Here is a 19,359-nt window from a genome sequence, read left to right as displayed (position 1 = left end):
TTTGAATAACTTGTTTTTAAAGCTTTAAACTCATCAATACACAGTACTTTAGGTAAATAGCTATAAGTTTGTTTACAACTGATCACTGCCTGTTGCATTACACGGTGAACGGAAGCGTCAGACACAGATAATTCTTTAGCAATATGTTTTTTCGTCACAGATTTTGATAATAGTGACAAAGCTTTTTGATAGACAGCTGTAGCAATATGACAATATTTTTTAACAATAGGTGTTTCACAGGTCATCGTTTTATGACAACAAGTACATTGATAACGTCTCATTTTTAAATGTAATTTAGTGGGATTTTCATAAACAGGTAATAATTTTATTTTTCTTAAATAACTCCCATAACGAATCAGCTGATTATGCCCACAATGATGACATTTTTCTATTTTTCTTTCCCAGCTGGCATGAATAATATGATATTTAATATGATGTTGTACGTCTTGAGTTAGCCAATTTTCTGGAAATTCAAATTCTTCTTCCAATTTCAATAATTTTCTGGTATTCTTATCCATGTGAAGCACCTCTTTACTATTTTGTCTCAACTTATAGTTTACTGGTTTGCTTCACTTTTTTCTATAAAAAAATAATCGTGTTGGCGAACTTTTTTGTTCACCAACACGATTTATTGTACACCCATTATTTAATAGGAAAGTATATGTCTATTATTTTTAAGGGAGAATTATATGGCTATCTTCATACTGAATTGTAAGCTTTTTGAAAAATACATTGAAAATATGGTAAAATAAAAGAAAGTTTGTCAAAAGGGAGGGCAACAATGAAAAAGTATTTTCAATTACAAGTGGTTAAAGATAACCCTTTTCGTGTGATTAATATTTCGCTCATGCTTTTTTTTATTTTAATGTTGGGATTTATATGGCATAACTTTAAGTTATCTAGTTTTGCTTCTTTAGGGTTATTTACATATTTTTATTATCAAAATATGTCAATTAGAGTATTAATGAAACGTTTAAGTCTAATTGGAATTTCACTTAGTTTATCATTTATGCTAGGGATATGTTCGCATTATGTTAGTTGGAGTTCACCACTATTAGTTGGAGGGATTGCCTGTATTAGTCGATTTGTATTGAGATTATATGCTATTCATAAACCAGGAGCGTTGTTTTTTGCAATGCTTTCAGCCATGGGGGCCACTATTCAAATTCCATTAGCACAACTGCCTATCAGTATGGCTTATGTATTATTTGGTGTATTTTTAGCTATTTTAATTGCTTGTGTGACAAAGTGTCTAGATAAGCGTCCTGAACAAAGTGTGCAATCTTTACCATTTTTACAACGGTTTTATCGTGATCCATTAGTGATTGTTGATGCTATTTTTTATGGTGGAGCATTATTTTTATCGGTATATATTAGTCATGCTTTACCTTTTCAAAATCCTTACTGGGTAACATTAGCCTGTGCGTCGGTATTGGTTGCAGAACATTTAGAAGCTGCAAAAGAGCGACATATTCAATATTTGTTGGGAACAATAATTGGATTAGGTGTATCGACTATTTTATCTTTTCTGACTTTAAGCATTTTTCAAATGATTATGCTTATTACGCTATTATATGGATTGGCACAATATTTTGTAATATGTAATTATACAGTGGCAAATATTTTCATTAACCCAGTAGCGTTACTATTGTCTATGTTATTGAAAGGAAGTGCGCTATTTCCACTTATTGAGTATCGTTTTTTGAATATTTTTATCGGAAGTTTAATTGGATTGGCAACAGCATGGATAATGAGTGTTGGCTTATCACACTATATAAATGTGCTAAAGAAAACACACCCATATATATGATGAGTTTATATAATAATGACTAAATATAGACAATTTTCCTTAAATATGGTAAAACATAATAAAATCTAGTCGAATAATAATGTGAAACACTAAAGTGTAAAGAATAAAGATGGAGGAAGCAAGATGTATGCTATTGTAGATTTAGAAGCAACTAATGCTCTTAATGGTTATGATAGGCGAATTATTCAAATTGGCATTACGTTTATTGAAGATAGACAAATACAAGAAACGCTATGTTTTGATATTAATCCAGATATTCCAATTAATCCAAAAATTACAGAATTAACAGGAATTACTGATGAACAAGTTGCACAAGCACCGTTATTTGAAGAAATTGCTGAGTATATTTATACATTACTAGAAGGGTGTATATTTGTTGCTCATAATGTTCAGTTTGATTATTCTTTATTAAAAAAAGAATTTGATCTTGCGGGATATACTGATTTTAATTTACAAACTTTAGATACTATTGAATTATCAAAAATAGTATTCCCTACTGAATTAAGTTATAGTTTAAAAAGTCTATCGGAAAGTAAGCATATTTTAATCCACACACATCATAACGCTGGAAGTGATTCATTAGCAACTGCAGAATTATTTTTATTAATTTTAGAGTGTATTGATAATCTTGATGATAGTGTTTCTCAGACAATTCATTATATATTACACGAAAAGTCAGATGTCCATGCTACACTTTTTAAACAAGGTACACATATTCACACAATAACGTATACTGTACCAAATCGTCCAATTAACAACATTAAACTTCAGAGTGATGTTACATATTCAGAGATTTATGTGTCTATTCAACAAAAAAAACATCCCTTAGTTCAAGATATGCCTATTGAACAACTTTTTTCTGAATTATTATCGTTACATAGACCAATATTATGTTTAGTACCGAATGAGCGAAAAATGGTAGACATACAACAAAACATTCCCTATGCATATTGCTTAGAAAAAGAATTATGCTATATTAATATACCACAATTTATTAAGTGTCTTAATCAATTAAAAACGTTCACTATTCAAGAAAGTAGACAACTTTGTTCGGTTTTAGTGTGGTTAGGTATTAGCCAAACAGGGTTGCTAAGTGAGCTAGATTTACCCGATAAAATAATGTATCGTCTAAGTATAAATGGGAGTGAGGATGAACAGTCTACATATTTACAACATATTAAGCACATGAAAAAACATCATGTAGTTGTCATGTATCAGCAAGAATTTATTCGTCATATTGATTTATTAAAAAACACATTAGATATGGAACATTTGCAATTGTGCATTTTTGATATTTATGCGTGGACTAAACAATTAGAGTATGCACAAACATATTCATTATATCATTACAAACATGTTTATGCATTATTAAATCATAAACAACGCTTGCAGCAATTGGTTAGTGAAGAAACATCTATGCCGTTGATTGAACATATTACAAAAGTTGATCATATTATTGATGAATATAAGTGGTTTTTACATGGTTTTATGCGAAAATACAGTCATTTATTTGGTGATGAGGAAAAAGAAGGAACTTATTCGTATTTTATAGATGAGACTTGTCAGATTAATTCATTTTGGTTTGTACGTTTTAAGCATGCCATTGAACAGTTCAAGGAATGCATTGAAGAAGGATGTGGTTTATCTTATGAATTGTATGAGGAATTGTGCCAGCAAGAAAAACATATCCAAGAATTGATTGTAAAAAAAGAACAAGAGCAGTTTTTAGTATTAGAAAAGCAGAATAAAAAGTTTGCAACGTATCGTATATTTGCACAGAAAATTATTGATGCTCAATGGATGCAGGCGTTTATTTACAGTAATGTATTACATATTTTATATGTTGGACATATTAGTGAAGAGCAGGAAAATATATTGCCATATTTACAAAAATTTCTTCACGATCCTTTACTTGAACTCATTAAAATGCATAGCTCCAATGTAGAGCAATTTAGAGTTAACCTCCATCCAATAGTAGCAAGTAAGGAAAATTTATTCATCAAAAAATTAAATGCTTATATAAAAACTATTCAAGAGATATGTGTAGTCATTGTTCCATCTAGACGCATGTTGAGAAAATTAATGGAAATAAATGAGCATGTGACCAATCATATCCAACAAAATGCAAAACAACACATTGTACTTGTCACATGGAAAGAATGGCAATCCAAGCAGTTGGAGTTATCGGCTGTTAAACGGGTCGTTATTACAAAGTTACCATTTGATTCTCCTGACTCCTTAGAGGCAATTGTTGGAAAAAATTATCTATTGAGTGATGATGAAACCTATTTTGATAATATTGCATTTCCTAAAATGATGTTTATGTTATCGGAATGTTTACAAACATGTATACATAACCATTTGCACGTTGAGATATTGGATAATCGTGTTTTGGAAAGTGTTTACGCACATAAAATTCAAGAAAATTTGGCAAATATCTGCTTATTTAAGGAGTTAAATATAGAAACTATGTTTAATTAATGGTATGATAAGCGTATACTAAAGTAAAAAGAGGCTATGATGAAAAAAATTCTATGGAGCATATTAGCCAGTAGCATAATCATTGGTATTAGTGTATTAGTGATTTTTAATCGTGCAATTTCGCCTTATGAGAAACAAAAACATGCAATAAGTCATTTGGTTATTTCAGAAGGTATTTTAAAACATGTTGAAAGATTCTATTTGTACCAAGCAGATCAAAAAGTATTGAGTGTTTTAGGTAAAAATAGTTCAGGAGAGCATATTTATGTCATTACTGAAGAAAATAATACTGCACATTTGTATTATAAACGAGAATTTATTACTGAAGAGCAGGCTGTTCAAGTTGTTCAATCCATTGATAATGATAGTAAAATATTACATACCGTACTAGGATGGTATAAGCAACAACCGGTGTGGGAAATAGCCTACGTTATTAATAAATATCAGTTATGTTATATGACAATTTCAGCCTATGACGGAAAAATTATTCGACATATCAAATCAACATAAGGAGAAAATCATGTTATCACAACGTACAAAACAAATTGAAGAATCTGCTACATTAGCAATGGCTCAAAAAGCAAGACAGTTAATTGAACAAGGTATTGATGTTATTTCATTAACATTAGGAGAACCAGATTTTCCAACACCAAAGCATGTCAAGCAAGCAGCTATTCAAGCTATTGAAGCAGGCTTATCCGATCATTATACAAATGCTACAGGCATAATGCCATTAAAACAAGCAATTATTGATTTTCATCAAACATTTGATGATGTCAGCTATTCTGTAAAAGATGTTGTTGTTGGGACGGGTGCTAAACACATTTTATACGTTTTATTTCAAACAATTATTGAAAAAGGCGATGACGTATTAATCCCCACACCATATTGGGTTAGTTACAGTGAGCAAGTTCGATTAGCAGGTGGTCAATGTCTTTTTGTGAAAACAACTATTGATACTGACTATAAAGTGAGTGTTAAACAATTAGATGAGGCGTATACGTCAAATACAAAAGCATTAATATTAAATTCGCCAACAAATCCAACAGGAAGTGTCTATTCAAAAGAGGAATTACAAGAAATTGGAGAGTGGGCAGTTAAGCATAATGTGCTTATTATTGCAGATGAAATTTATTACCGTTTAGTTTATGGAAACACACAATCAATTTGTATTGCAAGTTTATCTGAACGCATTCAACAAAATACAGTAATTATTAATGGTTTAGCCAAATCGTTTGCAATGACAGGTTGGCGAGTAGGGTATGCTTTGTCTAAACGAGAAGACATTATTTACGGCATGAGCCAAATTATTAGTCATGAAACGAGCAATTTAACGGCAGTTAGCCAATATGCTGCCCTAGAAGCACTTTCTGGTACACAGCAGGTTGTGGAGGAGATGCGACGAGCATTTGAACAGCGTTTAAATATTTTTTATGACAAGATTAAGACTATCCCAGGCTTTGAATTAGCTAAACCAAAAGGTGCATTTTATTTATTTCCAAATATTAAGAATACACTCGAGCTGACAGGATATACGTCTGTAAATAAATTTGTGGAAGATTTACTAGAGGAAGCTCATGTTGCAGTAGTTTCTGGAGATGCTTTTGGAGATGATGAGTGTATTAGAATGAGTTATGCTGGAGATATTGAGCGATTACTTGAGGCAGCTAGTCGTATTCGAGCTTTTGTTGAAGAAAAAATCTCTCAAAGAGAGAGTTGAAAATGACAAAGGTAAGTGTTATAATTTTTGTTAAATTTTAATGAAAAAATGAATGATTTTATAGAGATAATTAGGAGAATACTATGAGAATAACAATGAATCATGCTAAAGATTATGTTGGGAAAACAGTGCAAATTGGAGCATGGGTAACAAATAAAAGAAGCAGTGGAAAAATTGCCTTTTTACAATTAAGAGATGGAAAAGTTTATTTTCAAGGAATTGTTGTAAAGGCAGATGTGAGTGCAGACGTTTTTGAAACAGCAAAAAATCTTTCTCAAGAAACTTCTGTGCTTGTTACTGGTACTGTACAAGAGGATACACGTTCAAAATTGGGTTATGAATTATTAATTACAGATTTAACTGTTTTAGGAGAAAGTCAAGGTTATCCGATTACACCAAAAGAGCATGGAACAGACTTTTTAATGGATCATCGGCATCTTTGGTTACGTTCAAGTAGACAGCACGCTATTATGCTTATTCGTAATGAAATTATTCGTGCAACGTATGAGTTTTTCAATAAAGAAGGATTTATTAAAATTGACTCTCCAATTTTAACAGGATCATCACCAGAAGGAACAACAGAATTATTTGAAACAGATTATTTCGGACAACCTGCATTTTTAAGCCAAACAGGACAATTATATGCTGAAGCAGGAGCAATGGCATTTGGAAAAGTTTTTACTTTTGGACCTACTTTCCGTGCAGAAAAATCTAAAACACGTCGCCATTTAACAGAATTTTGGATGATAGAACCAGAGATGGCATTTGTACAACATGATGAGTCATTAGATATTCAAGAATCTTATGTTAAATACATTATAAAAGCTGTTTTAGATAATCAAAGTTATGCATTAAATGTATTAGAAAGAGATACAACTTTATTACAAAAATATGTAGATGAACCATTTAAACGTGTGACTTATGATGATGCTATTGCTTTATTACAAGAAAAAGAATCTGAAAATGATTATGAGCACATTGAGTGGGGAGATGATTTTGGATCTCCACATGAAACGTTTGTGTCTAATTATTATGGTGTCCCAACATTTATTATGAATTATCCTAAAGCTATCAAAGCTTTTTATATGAAACCACATGAAACACGAGATGATGTTGTTGTGTGCGCAGATTTAATTGCTCCAGAAGGTTATGGTGAAATTATTGGTGGTAGTGAACGGAATGTTGATTATACTGCTTTGAAACAAAAAGTAGAAGAATTTGGATTAAGCATGGAAGATTATGGATGGTATTTGGATTTAAGTAAATACGGTTCTGTGCCACATTCAGGTTTTGGTTTAGGTTTAGAAAGAGCCGTTGCTTTTATTTCAGGTATTGAACATATTAGAGAAGCTAGTCCATTCCCAAGAATGTTAACGAGATTGAAACCTTAATAATAAATTTTTTATGATACTATTTTAAAAATGCAGTACAGCTATTTAGTTAATTGAATGATAAATACGAATTAAAGATATTTTGTATAGGTAAAACAGTTTATAAAAAAGAGATACTAAGTACTATGAAATAACTGACTTTTCATCATTAATAGTAGACTGTCTAAATAATAAAAGCAATCATGTTGGAGAACTTAAGAGAGTTGTCAACATGATTGCTTTTATATAATTAACAAGACAATTCAAAGAAAATCCACAATAAAAAGATGCAAAATTTATGGTGAAAGCAATCGTTTTATGTTAATTTTATTATAAAGTGGGTTTAAAGATTATGTGTATACCTCGTTTGACCAATTTTTAAATGTCATTGATTGTTCAATTAGGGATTGGTTCTACTGTATACAATTTTTGCCTATTATCATTAAAGTTTGTTATAATAATAAAAATAATGGGAAGAGGTATTTGTGGCATGGCAGAGTATTTTGATTTATACACAAGAAATAAACAAAAAACAGGGAAAACACTTCTAAGAGGAACAGCTATGGATAAAGACGATTACAGATACGTTGTACATGTGTTAGTCGTTAACGATAAGAATGAGTTACTTATTCATCAAAGGCATCAAAATAAAGACTCATATCCAAACATGTGGGCTTTTTCAGCCTCTGGTTCTGTGATAGCAGGTGAAACAAGTCAGCAAGGTGCTAGTCGAGAATTAGCTGAAGAATTGGGAATCATTCATGATTTTTCTAAAGATGCTCCATTGATGTCCTATACAAAACAAAATTACTTTATTGATTATTATTTGTTAAAAAAGAATGTAGCAATAGATACATTAGTAGTACAATGTCAAGAAGTACAAGATGTCAAATGGGTTAGCCAAGACGACTGTTTAGCCATGGTTAATAAAGGAGAATTTATTCCATACGTATTTATACCATATTTATGGAATTTTTTTGATATTGACTCAATACATTTATAAGGAGAATATATGACAAAAAACATTTTATTTATGGGTACACCAGATTTTGCTGTTCCTGTTTTACAATCGTTAATCAATAGTGAGTATCATGTCATTGGTGTGGTTACTCAACCAGATAGACCGGTAGGTCGTAAAAAGATTTTGACACCTTCACCAGTTAAAGTAGAGGCATTAAAACATCATATACCAGTTTTTCAGCCAGAAAAGTTATCAGCCTCTCCAGAATTAGAACAGTTATTAACCTTGAATATTGATTTAATTGTTACTGCTGCTTATGGGCAATTTTTGCCAAGTTGTTTGCTCAATCATCCAACACATCGTTCAATTAATGTTCATGCTTCATTGCTTCCAAAATATCGTGGAGGTGCACCTATTCAATACGCTTTGATGAATGGTGATGAGCAAACAGGAGTAAGTATCATGTATATGGAGAAAAAAATGGATGCAGGCGATATTTTAGCTCAAAAAGCTATTCCAATTTTGGAAACAGATACGGTGTCTACTTTATTTGATAAATTAAGTCAATTAGGAAGTTTATTATTAATAGAAACATTGCCTAAATTATTTGCTCGTCAAATTGAAGCTATTCCTCAAGATGAGAGGTTGGTCACTTTTTCTCCAGCATTAAAACGTGAAGAAGAGTTAATGGATTGGCACCAAACTGCTCAACAATTAAATTGGAAAATTAGGGCAATGAATGCTTGGCCAGGAGCATATACATATCTAAACGGAGAACGATTTAAAATTTGGGAGGCTGTTCCTGTTTTAGATATTAAAGATCACGATAAGACAGTCGGCACGGTTTTATCGTGCAATCATGAATTATATGTTGCATGTGGTCATGGAACTGTGTTATCCTTGCGTGAAGTTCAACCAGCAGGAAAAGCAAAAATGTCTATTCAGCAATACTTAAATGGTGCAGGAAAACAATTGCAAGAAGGAGTTCAATTTGGAAACTAAAAAACTCTCAAAGTCACAACGTAAACAAACGCCACGTTATTTGGCAATGAAGCTCTTAGTGGATATTGAGCAACAATCAGCATACAGCAATGTTTTATTGTCTAAAACATTAGAAAAGAATCAATTAAATACAAAAGATGCAAATTTATTAACAGAATTAGTCTATGGTGTTACACAAAGACGTTTAACTTTAGATTATGTGATTAATCCTTTTGTCAAAAAAGATGTACCTTTGTGGGTACGCACAATTTTGCGTCTATCAGCCTTTCAGCTATTGTATTTAGATCGTATTCCAGCGTATGCTGTTTTAAACGAAGCATCAGAATTGACACGCTTAAAAGCTGGACAATCACTTGTCAATTTTGTCAATGGTGTACTAAGAAATGTGCAGCGTCATGCTAAAAAAAATTTAGACATATTGCATAATCAACCTGTAACAATAGAAAGTGTATCTACTCTTGTAAGTATGCCAGAATGGCTTATTCGTCTACTGATGTCACAAATGACTTTAGAAGATGTAAAAACATTAGGATTATCATTATTAGAAAAGCCAAGTATGTCTGTACGAAGCTATCAAAGAAATGAAGATATGCAAACTTTATCTGAAACATTTTCTTGTCAAAAAAGTGAATTATCGCCTCTTGGCATTAAGGTAAGTAGTGGTAATGTAGCACGTACAGAACTCTTTAAACAAGGAAATATCACTATTCAAGATGAAAGTTCTATGCTTGTTGCTCCAAGTGCAAGATTGCAGAAGCATTTTTGCGTATTAGATGCATGTGCTGGACCAGGAGGGAAAACAACACATATTGCACATTATTTAGATGCACAACAAGGTGGTAAAGTTTATGCATTAGATGTCTATGAGCATAAATTACAACGTATTGTAGAAAATGCTAAACGTTTGCATGTACATGATAGAGTTGAACCCGTATTATTAGATGCACGCCAAGTAAACGAACACTTTAAACAAAATTATTTTGATGTAGCGTTTGTTGATGCTCCATGCTCGGGGTTAGGATTAATGCGTAGAAAACCAGATATTAAGTATGCAAAATTAGAAAATACAATAACCGCTCTTACGACTATTCAATCAGATATATTGCAGAGCGTTGCACCTTGTGTAAAACCAAATGGATTGCTTATGTATAGTACATGTACAATTGCTTCGGATGAAAATGCAGGAACTGTACATAGATTTTTAGAAAAACACCCTGAATTTTATATTGAATCACTTGAATGGTTAGGATTGCCAAAAGAGTGTTACGTAAATGGAGCTATTTCATTGTTACCGCACGTTTACCATACCGATGGATTTTATATTTGTGCATTACGAAAAAGAAATGAATAATAAGGAGGGATGACAAATGAAAGTAGCACATGATTCACATGTGGGTATGAAACGTTTAAATAATGAAGATTATTTAGGTGTAGAAAAAAATAAGGAAAATAGAGCATTATATGTCTTATGTGATGGTGTAGGAGGAAATAAAGCTGGTGAAGTAGCTAGTAAAATGGTTGTAAATTATTTGAAACAGAAATGGCAAAAAACCTCATTTTTTTCAGCAAATGATATTAGACAATGGATGTTAACAACAATAGAGGAAGTAAACAAACTTGTATATGAACGCTCTAAACAATTTCTTGATTTAAAAGGTATGTCAACCACATTAGTATGTGCTAGTACATTTGACAATCAACTTATTGTATCGCATGTTGGAGATAGTCGTTTATATATTTATCGCACACCAGAGCTGAAGCAAATTACTAAGGATCATACTTTAGTTAGAGATTTACTGGATTTAGGTGGATTATCAGAAGAAGAAGCACTTAATCATCCTATGAAGCATGTGATTACACGTGCTGTTGGAAGTAAAGATTCTCTTATTATTGATATTACTCAAGTATCTTTACAATCTCAAGATTATATTTTATTATGTTCTGACGGATTAACAGATATGTTATCTGATGATGATATTTCATCAAGTTTTAAAGAGTGGAAACCCATTGAAGAACGTGTAAAAAAATGGATAGAACAAGCCAATTTAGCAGGTGGTAGAGATAATATCAGTATTATTTTAATACATTATAAAGAGAAAGGAGAGATGTAAAATGGTAGAACTTGGTAAAGTTTTAAATCAACGCTATAAAATTGTAAAATACATAGGAAGTGGTGGAACCGCCACTGTATATTTAGGAAAAGATTTAATTTTAGATAGACCTGTTGCCATAAAAATGTTGCGTTATGACTTTTTACATGATGAAAAGAGTTTGAAACGTTTTCAACATGAAGCTCAAGCTATTAGCTTATTGGCACATCCTAATATTGTTAGTTTGTATGATGTTGATGAAGATGCGCAGAATCAATATTTAGTTATGGAATACGTTGAAGGAACAGATTTGAAAAAATATATTCAACAATATAAACCGTTAACTGTTACAGAAGCCATTCAAATTATGTTACAAATTATTGAAGCTGTTTCTCAAGCACATGCTCAAAATATAATTCATCGTGACTTAAAAACGCAAAATATTTTAATTCGCCGAGATAAAATCATTAAAATTACAGATTTTGGAATTGCCACAGGTTTTTCGGAAATATCTATGACGCAAACGAATACTTTAATAGGTTCTATTCATTACTTATCTCCGGAACAAACAAGAGGACAAAGAGCTACTAAGCAATCTGATATTTATGCTTTAGGTATTATTTTATATGAACTTATTATGGGAGAGGTGCCTTTCAAAGGAGATACTGCTGTATCTATAGCCATGAAACATTTCCAAAGTCCTATGCCAAGTGTAGTTGCTTCTGCTAAACAAACTGTGCCACAAAGTTTGGAAAATGTAATATTACGTGCTACAGCTAAAAATCCCAAAAATAGATATGATTCTTGTCAAGAGATGTTACAAGATTTAAAGACATGCTTACGCTTAGAACGACAAAATGAGCCAAAGTATGTTGAACCAGACACTAATGTTAAACCGGTATCGCCTAATTTTAAAACGCCTGTTTTTACAAGAGAACCTGCTACCTCTGTTAATCATACAAAAGAAACATTAAATAAACCTAAACCTAAATCTAATAAATGGAAATGGCCAATGGTTGTTTTTGGTACCTTGTTTACTCTATTATTTACTTTATTAGTAATACATCAAATTATAGGAGAAAATGCATCTATACTTATTCCAGATGTTTCAGGAAAAACACAATTAGAGGCAACTAAAGCACTTAATGACATTGGATTAATTGTTGAAACTATTCAGCAAGAAGAAAATCAAGCAGTATCTTCTGGTCAAGTTATTAAAACAGTACCTCAAGCTCAAGCCAATGTGAAGAAAAATAGTAAAGTTATTCTCGTAGTAAGTTCAGGATATTCTGGGGAAATTATGGAAAATTATAAAGGAAAAGACTACACGAGTGCCTATAAAGAATTGATTAATAAAGGGTATATCGTTGAACGAAAATCAGCAAGTAGTGCAACAGTTCCAAATGGTCATGTTATTTCTCAAAGTGTTCAGGCTGGACAAAAAGTTATTCCTAAAGATACGATTGTGACGTTAACAGTAAGTACAGGGCCTATTACATTGAAAGATTATACAAAGCAAAATTATGAAAGTATAAAAACTGAATTAGAAGGTCTAGGGTTTAAAGTTAGTCAAAAAGTAGAAGAAAATGTAAATGTTGAACCAGGTTATATTATTTCTCAAAGTATTCCAGCTAATACTCAAGTTGATCCAACAACGACAACAGAAATTTCTTTTGTAGTGAGTAGTGGATTGCACATGCCAGATTTTTCAGAGTGGAATAGACAAGCTGTTGAAACTCAGTTACGTAAGTTAGGATTACGAGCTACTTTCCGCACAGCGTATTCTGAAACAGTGCCAATTAATACAGTTATTGAACAATCAGTTAAAGCAAATGAAATTGTGACAAGTACAACACCAATTACGATTACGATTTCGTTAGGAAAACAAGAAACGAGTACAACAAATACCACAACGACTACTACAACAACCACAACGATTCCAAATAATAGAAGATAACTATAAATCGTGTTAGTGTTTTATGCATTAACACGGTTTATTTGCATATTTAGTCAATTTTCATAAATGAGAGAATAAAAGGATATGATCTGTGTAAATAAGTGATTGAAATTAATCTTTATGAAAATATTTTTCTGAAAATCAAACCAAAAAGATTGATTTAATAACAATTTTAAGATAAAATAAGTCAGTATATTAAAAAAATGATGAGGTTATTATGAAAAATTTTAAAGGTTATTTCATTACAGTTATTGCGGCATTGTGCTGGGGATTTTCCGGAACAATGGGTGAATATTTATTACATGAGAAACATTTGGATCCAAACTGGGTAACAGCTGTTAGAATGCTAGGCGCTGGTGTCATTTTAATGATGTATATTTTATTAAAAAATGGCATTACAGATACACAAAAAGAGCTATTACGTGATCGTTCATCTATTATTCAGTTAGTGTTGTACGGTGTTTTGGGATTGGCTGCTAATCAATTAACATATTTACAAGCGATTCAATACAGTAACTCTGGAACAGCAACGGTTTTACAATATTCAGGGACAGTCTTATTGGTTATTGTTGTTTGTGCTATGGCACCACGTCTACCTTTTAAGACAGAAGTTATAGCAGTGGCTTTAGCATTACTAGGTACTTTCTTATTGGCGACTCATGGAAATATTAATCAATTAGTTCTAACACAAGAGGCTCTAATTTGGGGAATGTTAAGTGCCGTTGCTACAGTAACGAATACATTATTACCCATTCCATTGGTAAAAAAATATGGAAGTAGCTTAACTATTGTTTACGGATTATTAGTTGGTGGATTATTTTTATCGCTTATTTTTTCAATTTGGAATATTCCCGTACAGTTAGATTTTGAAACAATTTTAGCATTATTTGGTATGATTGTTGTAGGGACAATATTTGCATATAATATGTTCTTAATTGGAGTTAATATTATTGGAAGTATTAAAGCTAGCTTGATTGCATGTTTGGAACCAGTAGCAGCTATCGTATTTTCTATGTTGTTTTTAGGAACAAGTTTTGTGGCTATGGACTTTATTGGCAGTGCAACAATTGTATCTGCTGCAGCTATTGTATCTATAGTTGATTTGATATTAGAAAAGAAAAAAGATAATGAAGAATTGAGTGCAAGAGTTTAATGATTAATCACTGTTAGATTAAAATTTCTTAGGAAATGACTAATAGTAATCATGTAGCTTAGACACTTAGGAGTGAATTTAAAAGGTTTTAAATTAGGACTTATAAATCTTGATTTAAAACCTTTTTGAATGATTTATTTTATCCATTAGTTAGTAAATAAATTTTGAAATAAAATAGCTTTAAATAATTATCGTATTGTACAATAAAAAAATTAGATTTTTATTTATATAATTATAATTTATATAGTTGATATGTTATAATAATGGAGAAGTTGAGTCAGATATGATTGATTTATCTGTATTATCGAATAGTTTAATTAATATTTATAACCAACATTATTTAGTTAATAAAGATATATTTGGAAAAACTGATAAAAAGACTAGTATAGGTAATCCGTCTATTCATATAGATTCTACTTTTGATGCAATTAACAAAATAGCAAGTATTCTTAATGAAAATATAGGTGCAAAAATTTACTATGTCGACTTAAGTAAGAAAGATTTAAAAACTAAGGTTGTTAGAGTAATTATAACAGGAGATTTCCAGCTAATGAATATTCCTTTAATTTCTGTAACAGATAGATTGTTTGAATTTGGAATAAGATGCGGTTATAGTAATAAAAAGACAACCTATGAAGAACTATTTATGGGGAAATACCAACACTAATATCATTTAGTGAGGAGAGGAAAAGCATGCTAGGTCAGAAAAAATATAATAGTTTTCATGTGATTAAAATACCATTTTATATTTCGCCTATTTTAATGATAGTATACAGTTGTGTTGTTGTATTGATGTCTGTATTACCAACTAGTGTTTTGGCACTTATTACTGCTCAATTTATCACTATTGTACATGATATTTTTAATGGACAGCAAGCTATACATGCGATTTATATCCCTTTCATGGTGTTATTGTTTGTGATTGGTTTATCTAGTTTACTTAATCCTATTTTAAGTTTAGTTGAAACGAGAATATCTTTGAAGTTGGAAGAAGTTCTTTTACCAGAATTGATAAAAAAACAAGCACAATTACCTTATCAATATATTGAACATGCAGAAAGTTGGGAATTAATTGATCGGATAAATAGTGAAATGACACAAACATTTATAGAAGGGTTACAAGGATACACTACAATTGCCCAAAGTGTTTTATCAATTATGTCTGTAGCAGGGATACTTTTATATTATGCTTGGTGGGCAGCTGTTATTTTGATAGTAACGAGCATTCCGCTATATGTTATGTCAATGTATTGGGGAAAGAAACACTATGAGGCTAAAGTTAACACGTATCAGTATGAAAGGCGATACAGTTATTATTCTGATGATGTTTTAATGAGTCGACAAGCAGTTGAAGAAAGAACGTTGTTTTCGTATACGGATTCAATGACGAAAAAATACGAGGAAAATTTTATTAAAGCAAGAGATATACAGTTACATGTTTTATTAAAATCTTATATAAGTATGAAAGGAACGACGATTTTATTTATTATCGTTAATTTTTTAACATTGTTACCTTTAATAGATGCACTTGTTCATCAACGTATATCTTCTGGAACATTTATTGGTATAGCTATAGCATTATTTGCTATGGTTGATCATTTAGGTGGGCATATTCAACAAGCTATAAAACATATTTCCGAATCACAAGAATATATGCATGAACTGACTTATCTGATGTCTTTACCAAACGTAGAGGGATCTATTGATATACCTAAAGTTCAAGAAGATTTTATATTTGAGAGTTTAGAATTTATTGATGTTTGGTTTAAGTATCCAAATGCTGATGAGTATATTTTAAAAGGGATGTCTTTTCAGATTATATCAGGGAAACATTATGCTTTTGTTGGTTTAAATGGTGCGGGTAAAACGACGATTACAAAATTGTTGACAGGACTGTATCTTTCTTATGAGGGACAGATTCTCATTAATGGAAAAGAGTTAAAAGATTATTCTCAAGCAAATATTAAAGCAATGTTTTCTGTTGTTTATCAAGATTTTGCAAAGTATCATTTGAGTCTTAAAGATAATATATGTTTAGGCAATCTTGGGCATGCATGTGATATAGAAAAAATCGAAAGAAGTTTAGAACAATCTGAATTAAATGTTTTGCTAACTGATTTACCTAATGGAATAGAAACGCATTTAGGGCGGTTATCAAATCATAGTTATGAATTATCGGGAGGGCAATGGCAAAAAATAGCGATTGCACGTTCGATATACAGTAATGCACCGATAAACATATTAGATGAACCGACAGCCTCGCTTGATCCACTTGCTGAAAGTAAACTTTATGATACTTTTGGACGTTTAATGGAAGGAAAGACGAGTTTATTAATTACGCATCGTTTAGGTGCTACTAGATTAGTGAATGATATATTTGTTATAGATGCTGGAAAAGTTGTTGAGAGAGGAAATCATCATACACTTATGGCTTTAAATGGATATTATGCACAAATGTATAAAACTCAAAAGGAGTGGTATCATGACTGAATATTCTTTAATAGGTATTATTTACAGAAATACATATGAATATTTTAAAAAAGCAAAGATATGGGCGATAGTGGAGCAATGTATGTCTTTGTTTCAAGCTGTACTGTGGATAATTGGGCTTCAGTTTACACAACATGTATTTGATTTGGTTGTCAGTTATCATAATCAGTCAATGATACAAAATATTGTTTATTCACTTATGTTTGTTGGTATTATTAAAGTGTGTGAGGAGATTGTTTCAGGTATTAAGCGTTATTTATTAAGTAAAAATTCATACTCTAATATGGGGAAATTTATGGTGGATTTTCAACAAAAATTAGGTAAAATTGAAGCTATTCATTTTGAACATTCACAATTTTTGGATAGGATTAATCGTGCAAAAGAATGTTTAGAATATGAAAGTTTAGGTCATTTTGCATCAAATTGTTTACACATTTTAGGATATTATTCCATTCTTATTGTCTTGACTGGTTGGTATTTATATAATTTATATCCGCCTTTAGTCTTTATCGTGTTATTTGCTTTTATTCCTTCTTGTATTGGAAGAGTATTGCAAATAAAGTATGCTAATCATTTAGAAGAAATGACAGTTTCTAGTAGACGTCAAGCACATTATTATAAGAAAACAATTGTAGATAGACAATATTTTAAAGAAACAAGGTTATTAGGTGGATTTCATTTTTTTCATACATTGTATAAGCAGTCTATTGAAGCAATAGTGCGTACACATTGGAAATGTGAAAAGAAATTATTCATTTTACAACTGACTTTATCTATTGTGGCTTTTATTGGCTTAAGTGCTGCTGTTGGCTTACTTGTTGTAGCAACATTAGATCAAGAGATTTCAATAGGTGCTTTTGCTAGTGTATTTGTTGCTTTATCGCAACTGTTTTCTCTAATGGATGAATTAGTGATGAATAAGTTAGATCAATTTGGAGAAACTTATGTTCAAGTTGCAAATTTTTATCGCCTAATGGATATGGAAGAAGCATCTAACCAAAAAGGAGATATACTGGTTGATAAAGGCATTGAAGCAAATGGTGTTTTTTTCAAATATCCAGATAACAAGAACATGACACTAAAAGGAATCCATGCTCATATAGAAACGGGAAAAACATATGCTCTTGTGGGAGAAAATGGTTCAGGAAAGTCAACTTTTGTTCGTCTGTTATTAGGGTTGTATGCTCCAAAACATGGTCAGATAAATTTATTTGGTTTAGATACATCTTGTGTATTAGGTAGTCATCTATACTCTAGCAGTTCAGCTGTTTTTCAACATTTTCAACATTATCAAATGTCATTGCAAGATAATGTTTGGATAAGCAAAACAACTGCTGACATCAATGTTCAAAACATAAAAAAAGCCTTAGAAAAAAGTCAGTTTAAGCGAAAGATAAGTGGAGAATGTATGTTATCTCCTGAATTTAGTGGAATTGATTTATCAAAAGGAGAGTGGCAACGTGTCGCTATTGCACGTGCATTATATCGAGAACATGAATTGATTGTCTTAGATGAGCCAACGTCTGCTATCGATCCTATCGAAGAGGTCAGATTGTTTTATCAATTTAAAAACATGACTAAAAACAAAACAGCTTTAATTGTGACGCATAGATTAGCTTCAGCAAAATATGCAGATGAAATTATTGTGATGTCTAAAGGTAAAATTGTTGAAAAAGGTACGCATCAACAATTAATGGCGTTAAATGGAGTATACTGTCACATGTGGAAATCGCAAGAGCATTGGTATGTTTAAGTAAAATAAGAAATTGAAGATAAAAGTAGCACTTTATTCTTAGACACAAGTTTTGTGATTTCGTATTTTATTAAAAGTGAAATAATTGAAAGCAATAGTTTCTATAGTTAATGTTAGAAAAAGAATGATGAGAGATATTTATAGACAGGAAAATGTGTCATAAAAGTACACATTTTCCTTTTTGTATTGAGAAAAGTTGGGTGTACAATAAATTGTGTTGGTGAACAAAAAAGTTCTCGAATTGTAAAGCCAAGTGCAACAGTACATGAAAAATACTAAAGTCACAGTCTATGTCTGTGTGCGACATAGTTGTTTTGTAATGGAATAGGTGTAACGGTCAAGGTATTAGCGTAGCGAGCCTTTACGGTTACACCTATTCTGTTATAGTTTATGTCGTTGCACACAAACGATTAAACATAGTATGAGGTGTATCATAGTCTAGTATACGTCTAGGTCTATTATTTAACGCATTTTGTATAGTTGTTATCATTTGAATAGGTACTAAATTAAATGATTTTCCCTTTGGTAAAAATTCTCGAATTAAACCATTGTGATTTTCATTAGTCCCTCGT

Annotated in this window: 15 protein-coding genes and 1 pseudogene; 14 read left to right on the top strand and 2 right to left on the bottom strand. The window is 31.3% G+C overall.

All coding sequences use genetic code 11. The annotated features are described in order from the left end of the window. Positions 1-518: transposase family protein (locus E4T68_RS06090; protein ID WP_135125125.1), on the bottom strand; the 518-nt coding region annotated here is incomplete at its 3' end. 263 nt (positions 519-781) lie between these two features. On the opposite strand from E4T68_RS06090, the gene E4T68_RS06085 reads away from it, so the two are divergent. From E4T68_RS06085 to E4T68_RS06020, 14 genes are all read left to right on the top strand, one after another. Continuing rightward, complete coding sequence (locus E4T68_RS06085) at positions 782-1,810, top strand: FUSC family protein (RefSeq protein ID WP_135125123.1); 1,029 nt, start codon at positions 782-784, stop codon at positions 1,808-1,810. Positions 1,811-1,933: 123 nt separating this feature from the next. Further along, on the top strand, positions 1,934-4,291 hold the full coding sequence (locus tag E4T68_RS06080) for a PolC-type DNA polymerase III (protein ID WP_135125121.1): 2,358 nt from the start codon (positions 1,934-1,936) through the stop codon (positions 4,289-4,291). Between the two features lie 39 nt (positions 4,292-4,330). Further along, positions 4,331-4,801: a DUF5590 domain-containing protein gene (locus tag E4T68_RS06075; protein WP_135125119.1), complete on the top strand. Its 471-nt coding sequence runs from the start codon at positions 4,331-4,333 to the stop codon at positions 4,799-4,801. Between the two features lie 7 nt (positions 4,802-4,808). Further along, positions 4,809-6,011, top strand: coding sequence for a pyridoxal phosphate-dependent aminotransferase (locus E4T68_RS06070; RefSeq protein ID WP_135125127.1), 1,203 nt, complete (start codon positions 4,809-4,811; stop codon positions 6,009-6,011). 83 nt (positions 6,012-6,094) lie between these two features. Then, on the top strand, positions 6,095-7,402 hold the full coding sequence (gene asnS, locus E4T68_RS06065; protein ID WP_135125117.1) for an asparagine--tRNA ligase: 1,308 nt from the start codon (positions 6,095-6,097) through the stop codon (positions 7,400-7,402). A gap of 469 nt (positions 7,403-7,871) precedes the next feature. After that, positions 7,872-8,384, top strand: coding sequence for an NUDIX domain-containing protein (locus tag E4T68_RS06060; RefSeq protein ID WP_167753842.1), 513 nt, complete (start codon positions 7,872-7,874; stop codon positions 8,382-8,384). Positions 8,385-8,393: 9 nt separating this feature from the next. Continuing rightward, a complete protein-coding gene (gene fmt / locus E4T68_RS06055; RefSeq protein WP_135125111.1) occupies positions 8,394-9,344 on the top strand; it encodes a methionyl-tRNA formyltransferase in 951 nt (316 codons plus the stop codon). Beyond that, positions 9,334-10,695 carry a 16S rRNA (cytosine(967)-C(5))-methyltransferase RsmB gene (gene rsmB, locus E4T68_RS06050; protein ID WP_167753841.1) on the top strand — a complete coding sequence of 454 codons (1,362 nt, stop codon included), beginning with the start codon at positions 9,334-9,336 and terminating at the stop codon, positions 10,693-10,695. The genes fmt and rsmB overlap by 11 nt, the downstream gene beginning before the upstream one ends. Before the next feature lie 16 nt (positions 10,696-10,711). Further along, positions 10,712-11,455: a Stp1/IreP family PP2C-type Ser/Thr phosphatase gene (locus E4T68_RS06045; RefSeq protein WP_135125105.1), complete on the top strand. Its 744-nt coding sequence runs from the start codon at positions 10,712-10,714 to the stop codon at positions 11,453-11,455. Position 11,456: 1 nt separating this feature from the next. Then, positions 11,457-13,391: a Stk1 family PASTA domain-containing Ser/Thr kinase gene (gene pknB, locus E4T68_RS06040; protein ID WP_135125103.1), complete on the top strand. Its 1,935-nt coding sequence runs from the start codon at positions 11,457-11,459 to the stop codon at positions 13,389-13,391. Between the two features lie 217 nt (positions 13,392-13,608). Next, on the top strand, positions 13,609-14,544 hold the full coding sequence (locus E4T68_RS06035) for a DMT family transporter (protein WP_135125101.1): 936 nt from the start codon (positions 13,609-13,611) through the stop codon (positions 14,542-14,544). A gap of 283 nt (positions 14,545-14,827) precedes the next feature. Continuing rightward, a complete protein-coding gene (locus tag E4T68_RS06030) occupies positions 14,828-15,211 on the top strand; it encodes a hypothetical protein (RefSeq protein ID WP_135125099.1) in 384 nt (127 codons plus the stop codon). Positions 15,212-15,237: 26 nt separating this feature from the next. Further along, the gene (locus E4T68_RS06025; protein WP_135125097.1) at positions 15,238-17,034 is read left to right on the top strand and encodes an ABC transporter ATP-binding protein; all 1,797 of its coding nucleotides are present in this window, start codon (positions 15,238-15,240) and stop codon (positions 17,032-17,034) included. Positions 17,035-17,116: 82 nt separating this feature from the next. After that, complete coding sequence (locus E4T68_RS06020; protein WP_167753840.1) at positions 17,117-18,787, top strand: ABC transporter ATP-binding protein; 1,671 nt, start codon at positions 17,117-17,119, stop codon at positions 18,785-18,787. Positions 18,788-19,175: 388 nt separating this feature from the next. Here E4T68_RS06020 and E4T68_RS09570 read toward each other — a convergent pair. Then, positions 19,176-19,359 (bottom strand): annotated as a pseudogene (locus E4T68_RS09570) (IS30 family transposase); the annotation flags it as partial.

Origin of the sequence: Granulicatella sp. WM01 (assembly GCF_004570605.1) — a bacterium.
GTDB lineage: Bacteria > Bacillota > Bacilli > Lactobacillales > Aerococcaceae > WM01.
The sequence above is the reverse complement of the archived record's forward strand: the minus strand, read 5'-3'. Positions and strand labels throughout refer to the sequence as shown.

What these genes read in the sequence shown, in the direction of transcription:
- E4T68_RS06075 (WP_135125119.1), top strand. Translation starts at nt 4,331, where the DNA reads ATGAAAAAAATTCTATGGAGCATATTAGCCAGTAGCATAATCATTGGT.
- fmt (WP_135125111.1), top strand. Translation starts at nt 8,394, where the DNA reads ATGACAAAAAACATTTTATTTATGGGTACACCAGATTTTGCTGTTCCT.
- E4T68_RS06080 (WP_135125121.1), top strand. Translation starts at nt 1,934, where the DNA reads ATGTATGCTATTGTAGATTTAGAAGCAACTAATGCTCTTAATGGTTAT.
- E4T68_RS06020 (WP_167753840.1), top strand. Translation starts at nt 17,117, where the DNA reads ATGTCTTTGTTTCAAGCTGTACTGTGGATAATTGGGCTTCAGTTTACA.
- E4T68_RS06035 (WP_135125101.1), top strand. Translation starts at nt 13,609, where the DNA reads ATGAAAAATTTTAAAGGTTATTTCATTACAGTTATTGCGGCATTGTGC.
- E4T68_RS06025 (WP_135125097.1), top strand. Translation starts at nt 15,238, where the DNA reads ATGCTAGGTCAGAAAAAATATAATAGTTTTCATGTGATTAAAATACCA.
- E4T68_RS06085 (WP_135125123.1), top strand. Translation starts at nt 782, where the DNA reads ATGAAAAAGTATTTTCAATTACAAGTGGTTAAAGATAACCCTTTTCGT.
- pknB (WP_135125103.1), top strand. Translation starts at nt 11,457, where the DNA reads ATGGTAGAACTTGGTAAAGTTTTAAATCAACGCTATAAAATTGTAAAA.
- E4T68_RS06030 (WP_135125099.1), top strand. Translation starts at nt 14,828, where the DNA reads ATGATTGATTTATCTGTATTATCGAATAGTTTAATTAATATTTATAAC.
- asnS (WP_135125117.1), top strand. Translation starts at nt 6,095, where the DNA reads ATGAGAATAACAATGAATCATGCTAAAGATTATGTTGGGAAAACAGTG.
- E4T68_RS06060 (WP_167753842.1), top strand. Translation starts at nt 7,872, where the DNA reads ATGGCAGAGTATTTTGATTTATACACAAGAAATAAACAAAAAACAGGG.
- E4T68_RS06045 (WP_135125105.1), top strand. Translation starts at nt 10,712, where the DNA reads ATGAAAGTAGCACATGATTCACATGTGGGTATGAAACGTTTAAATAAT.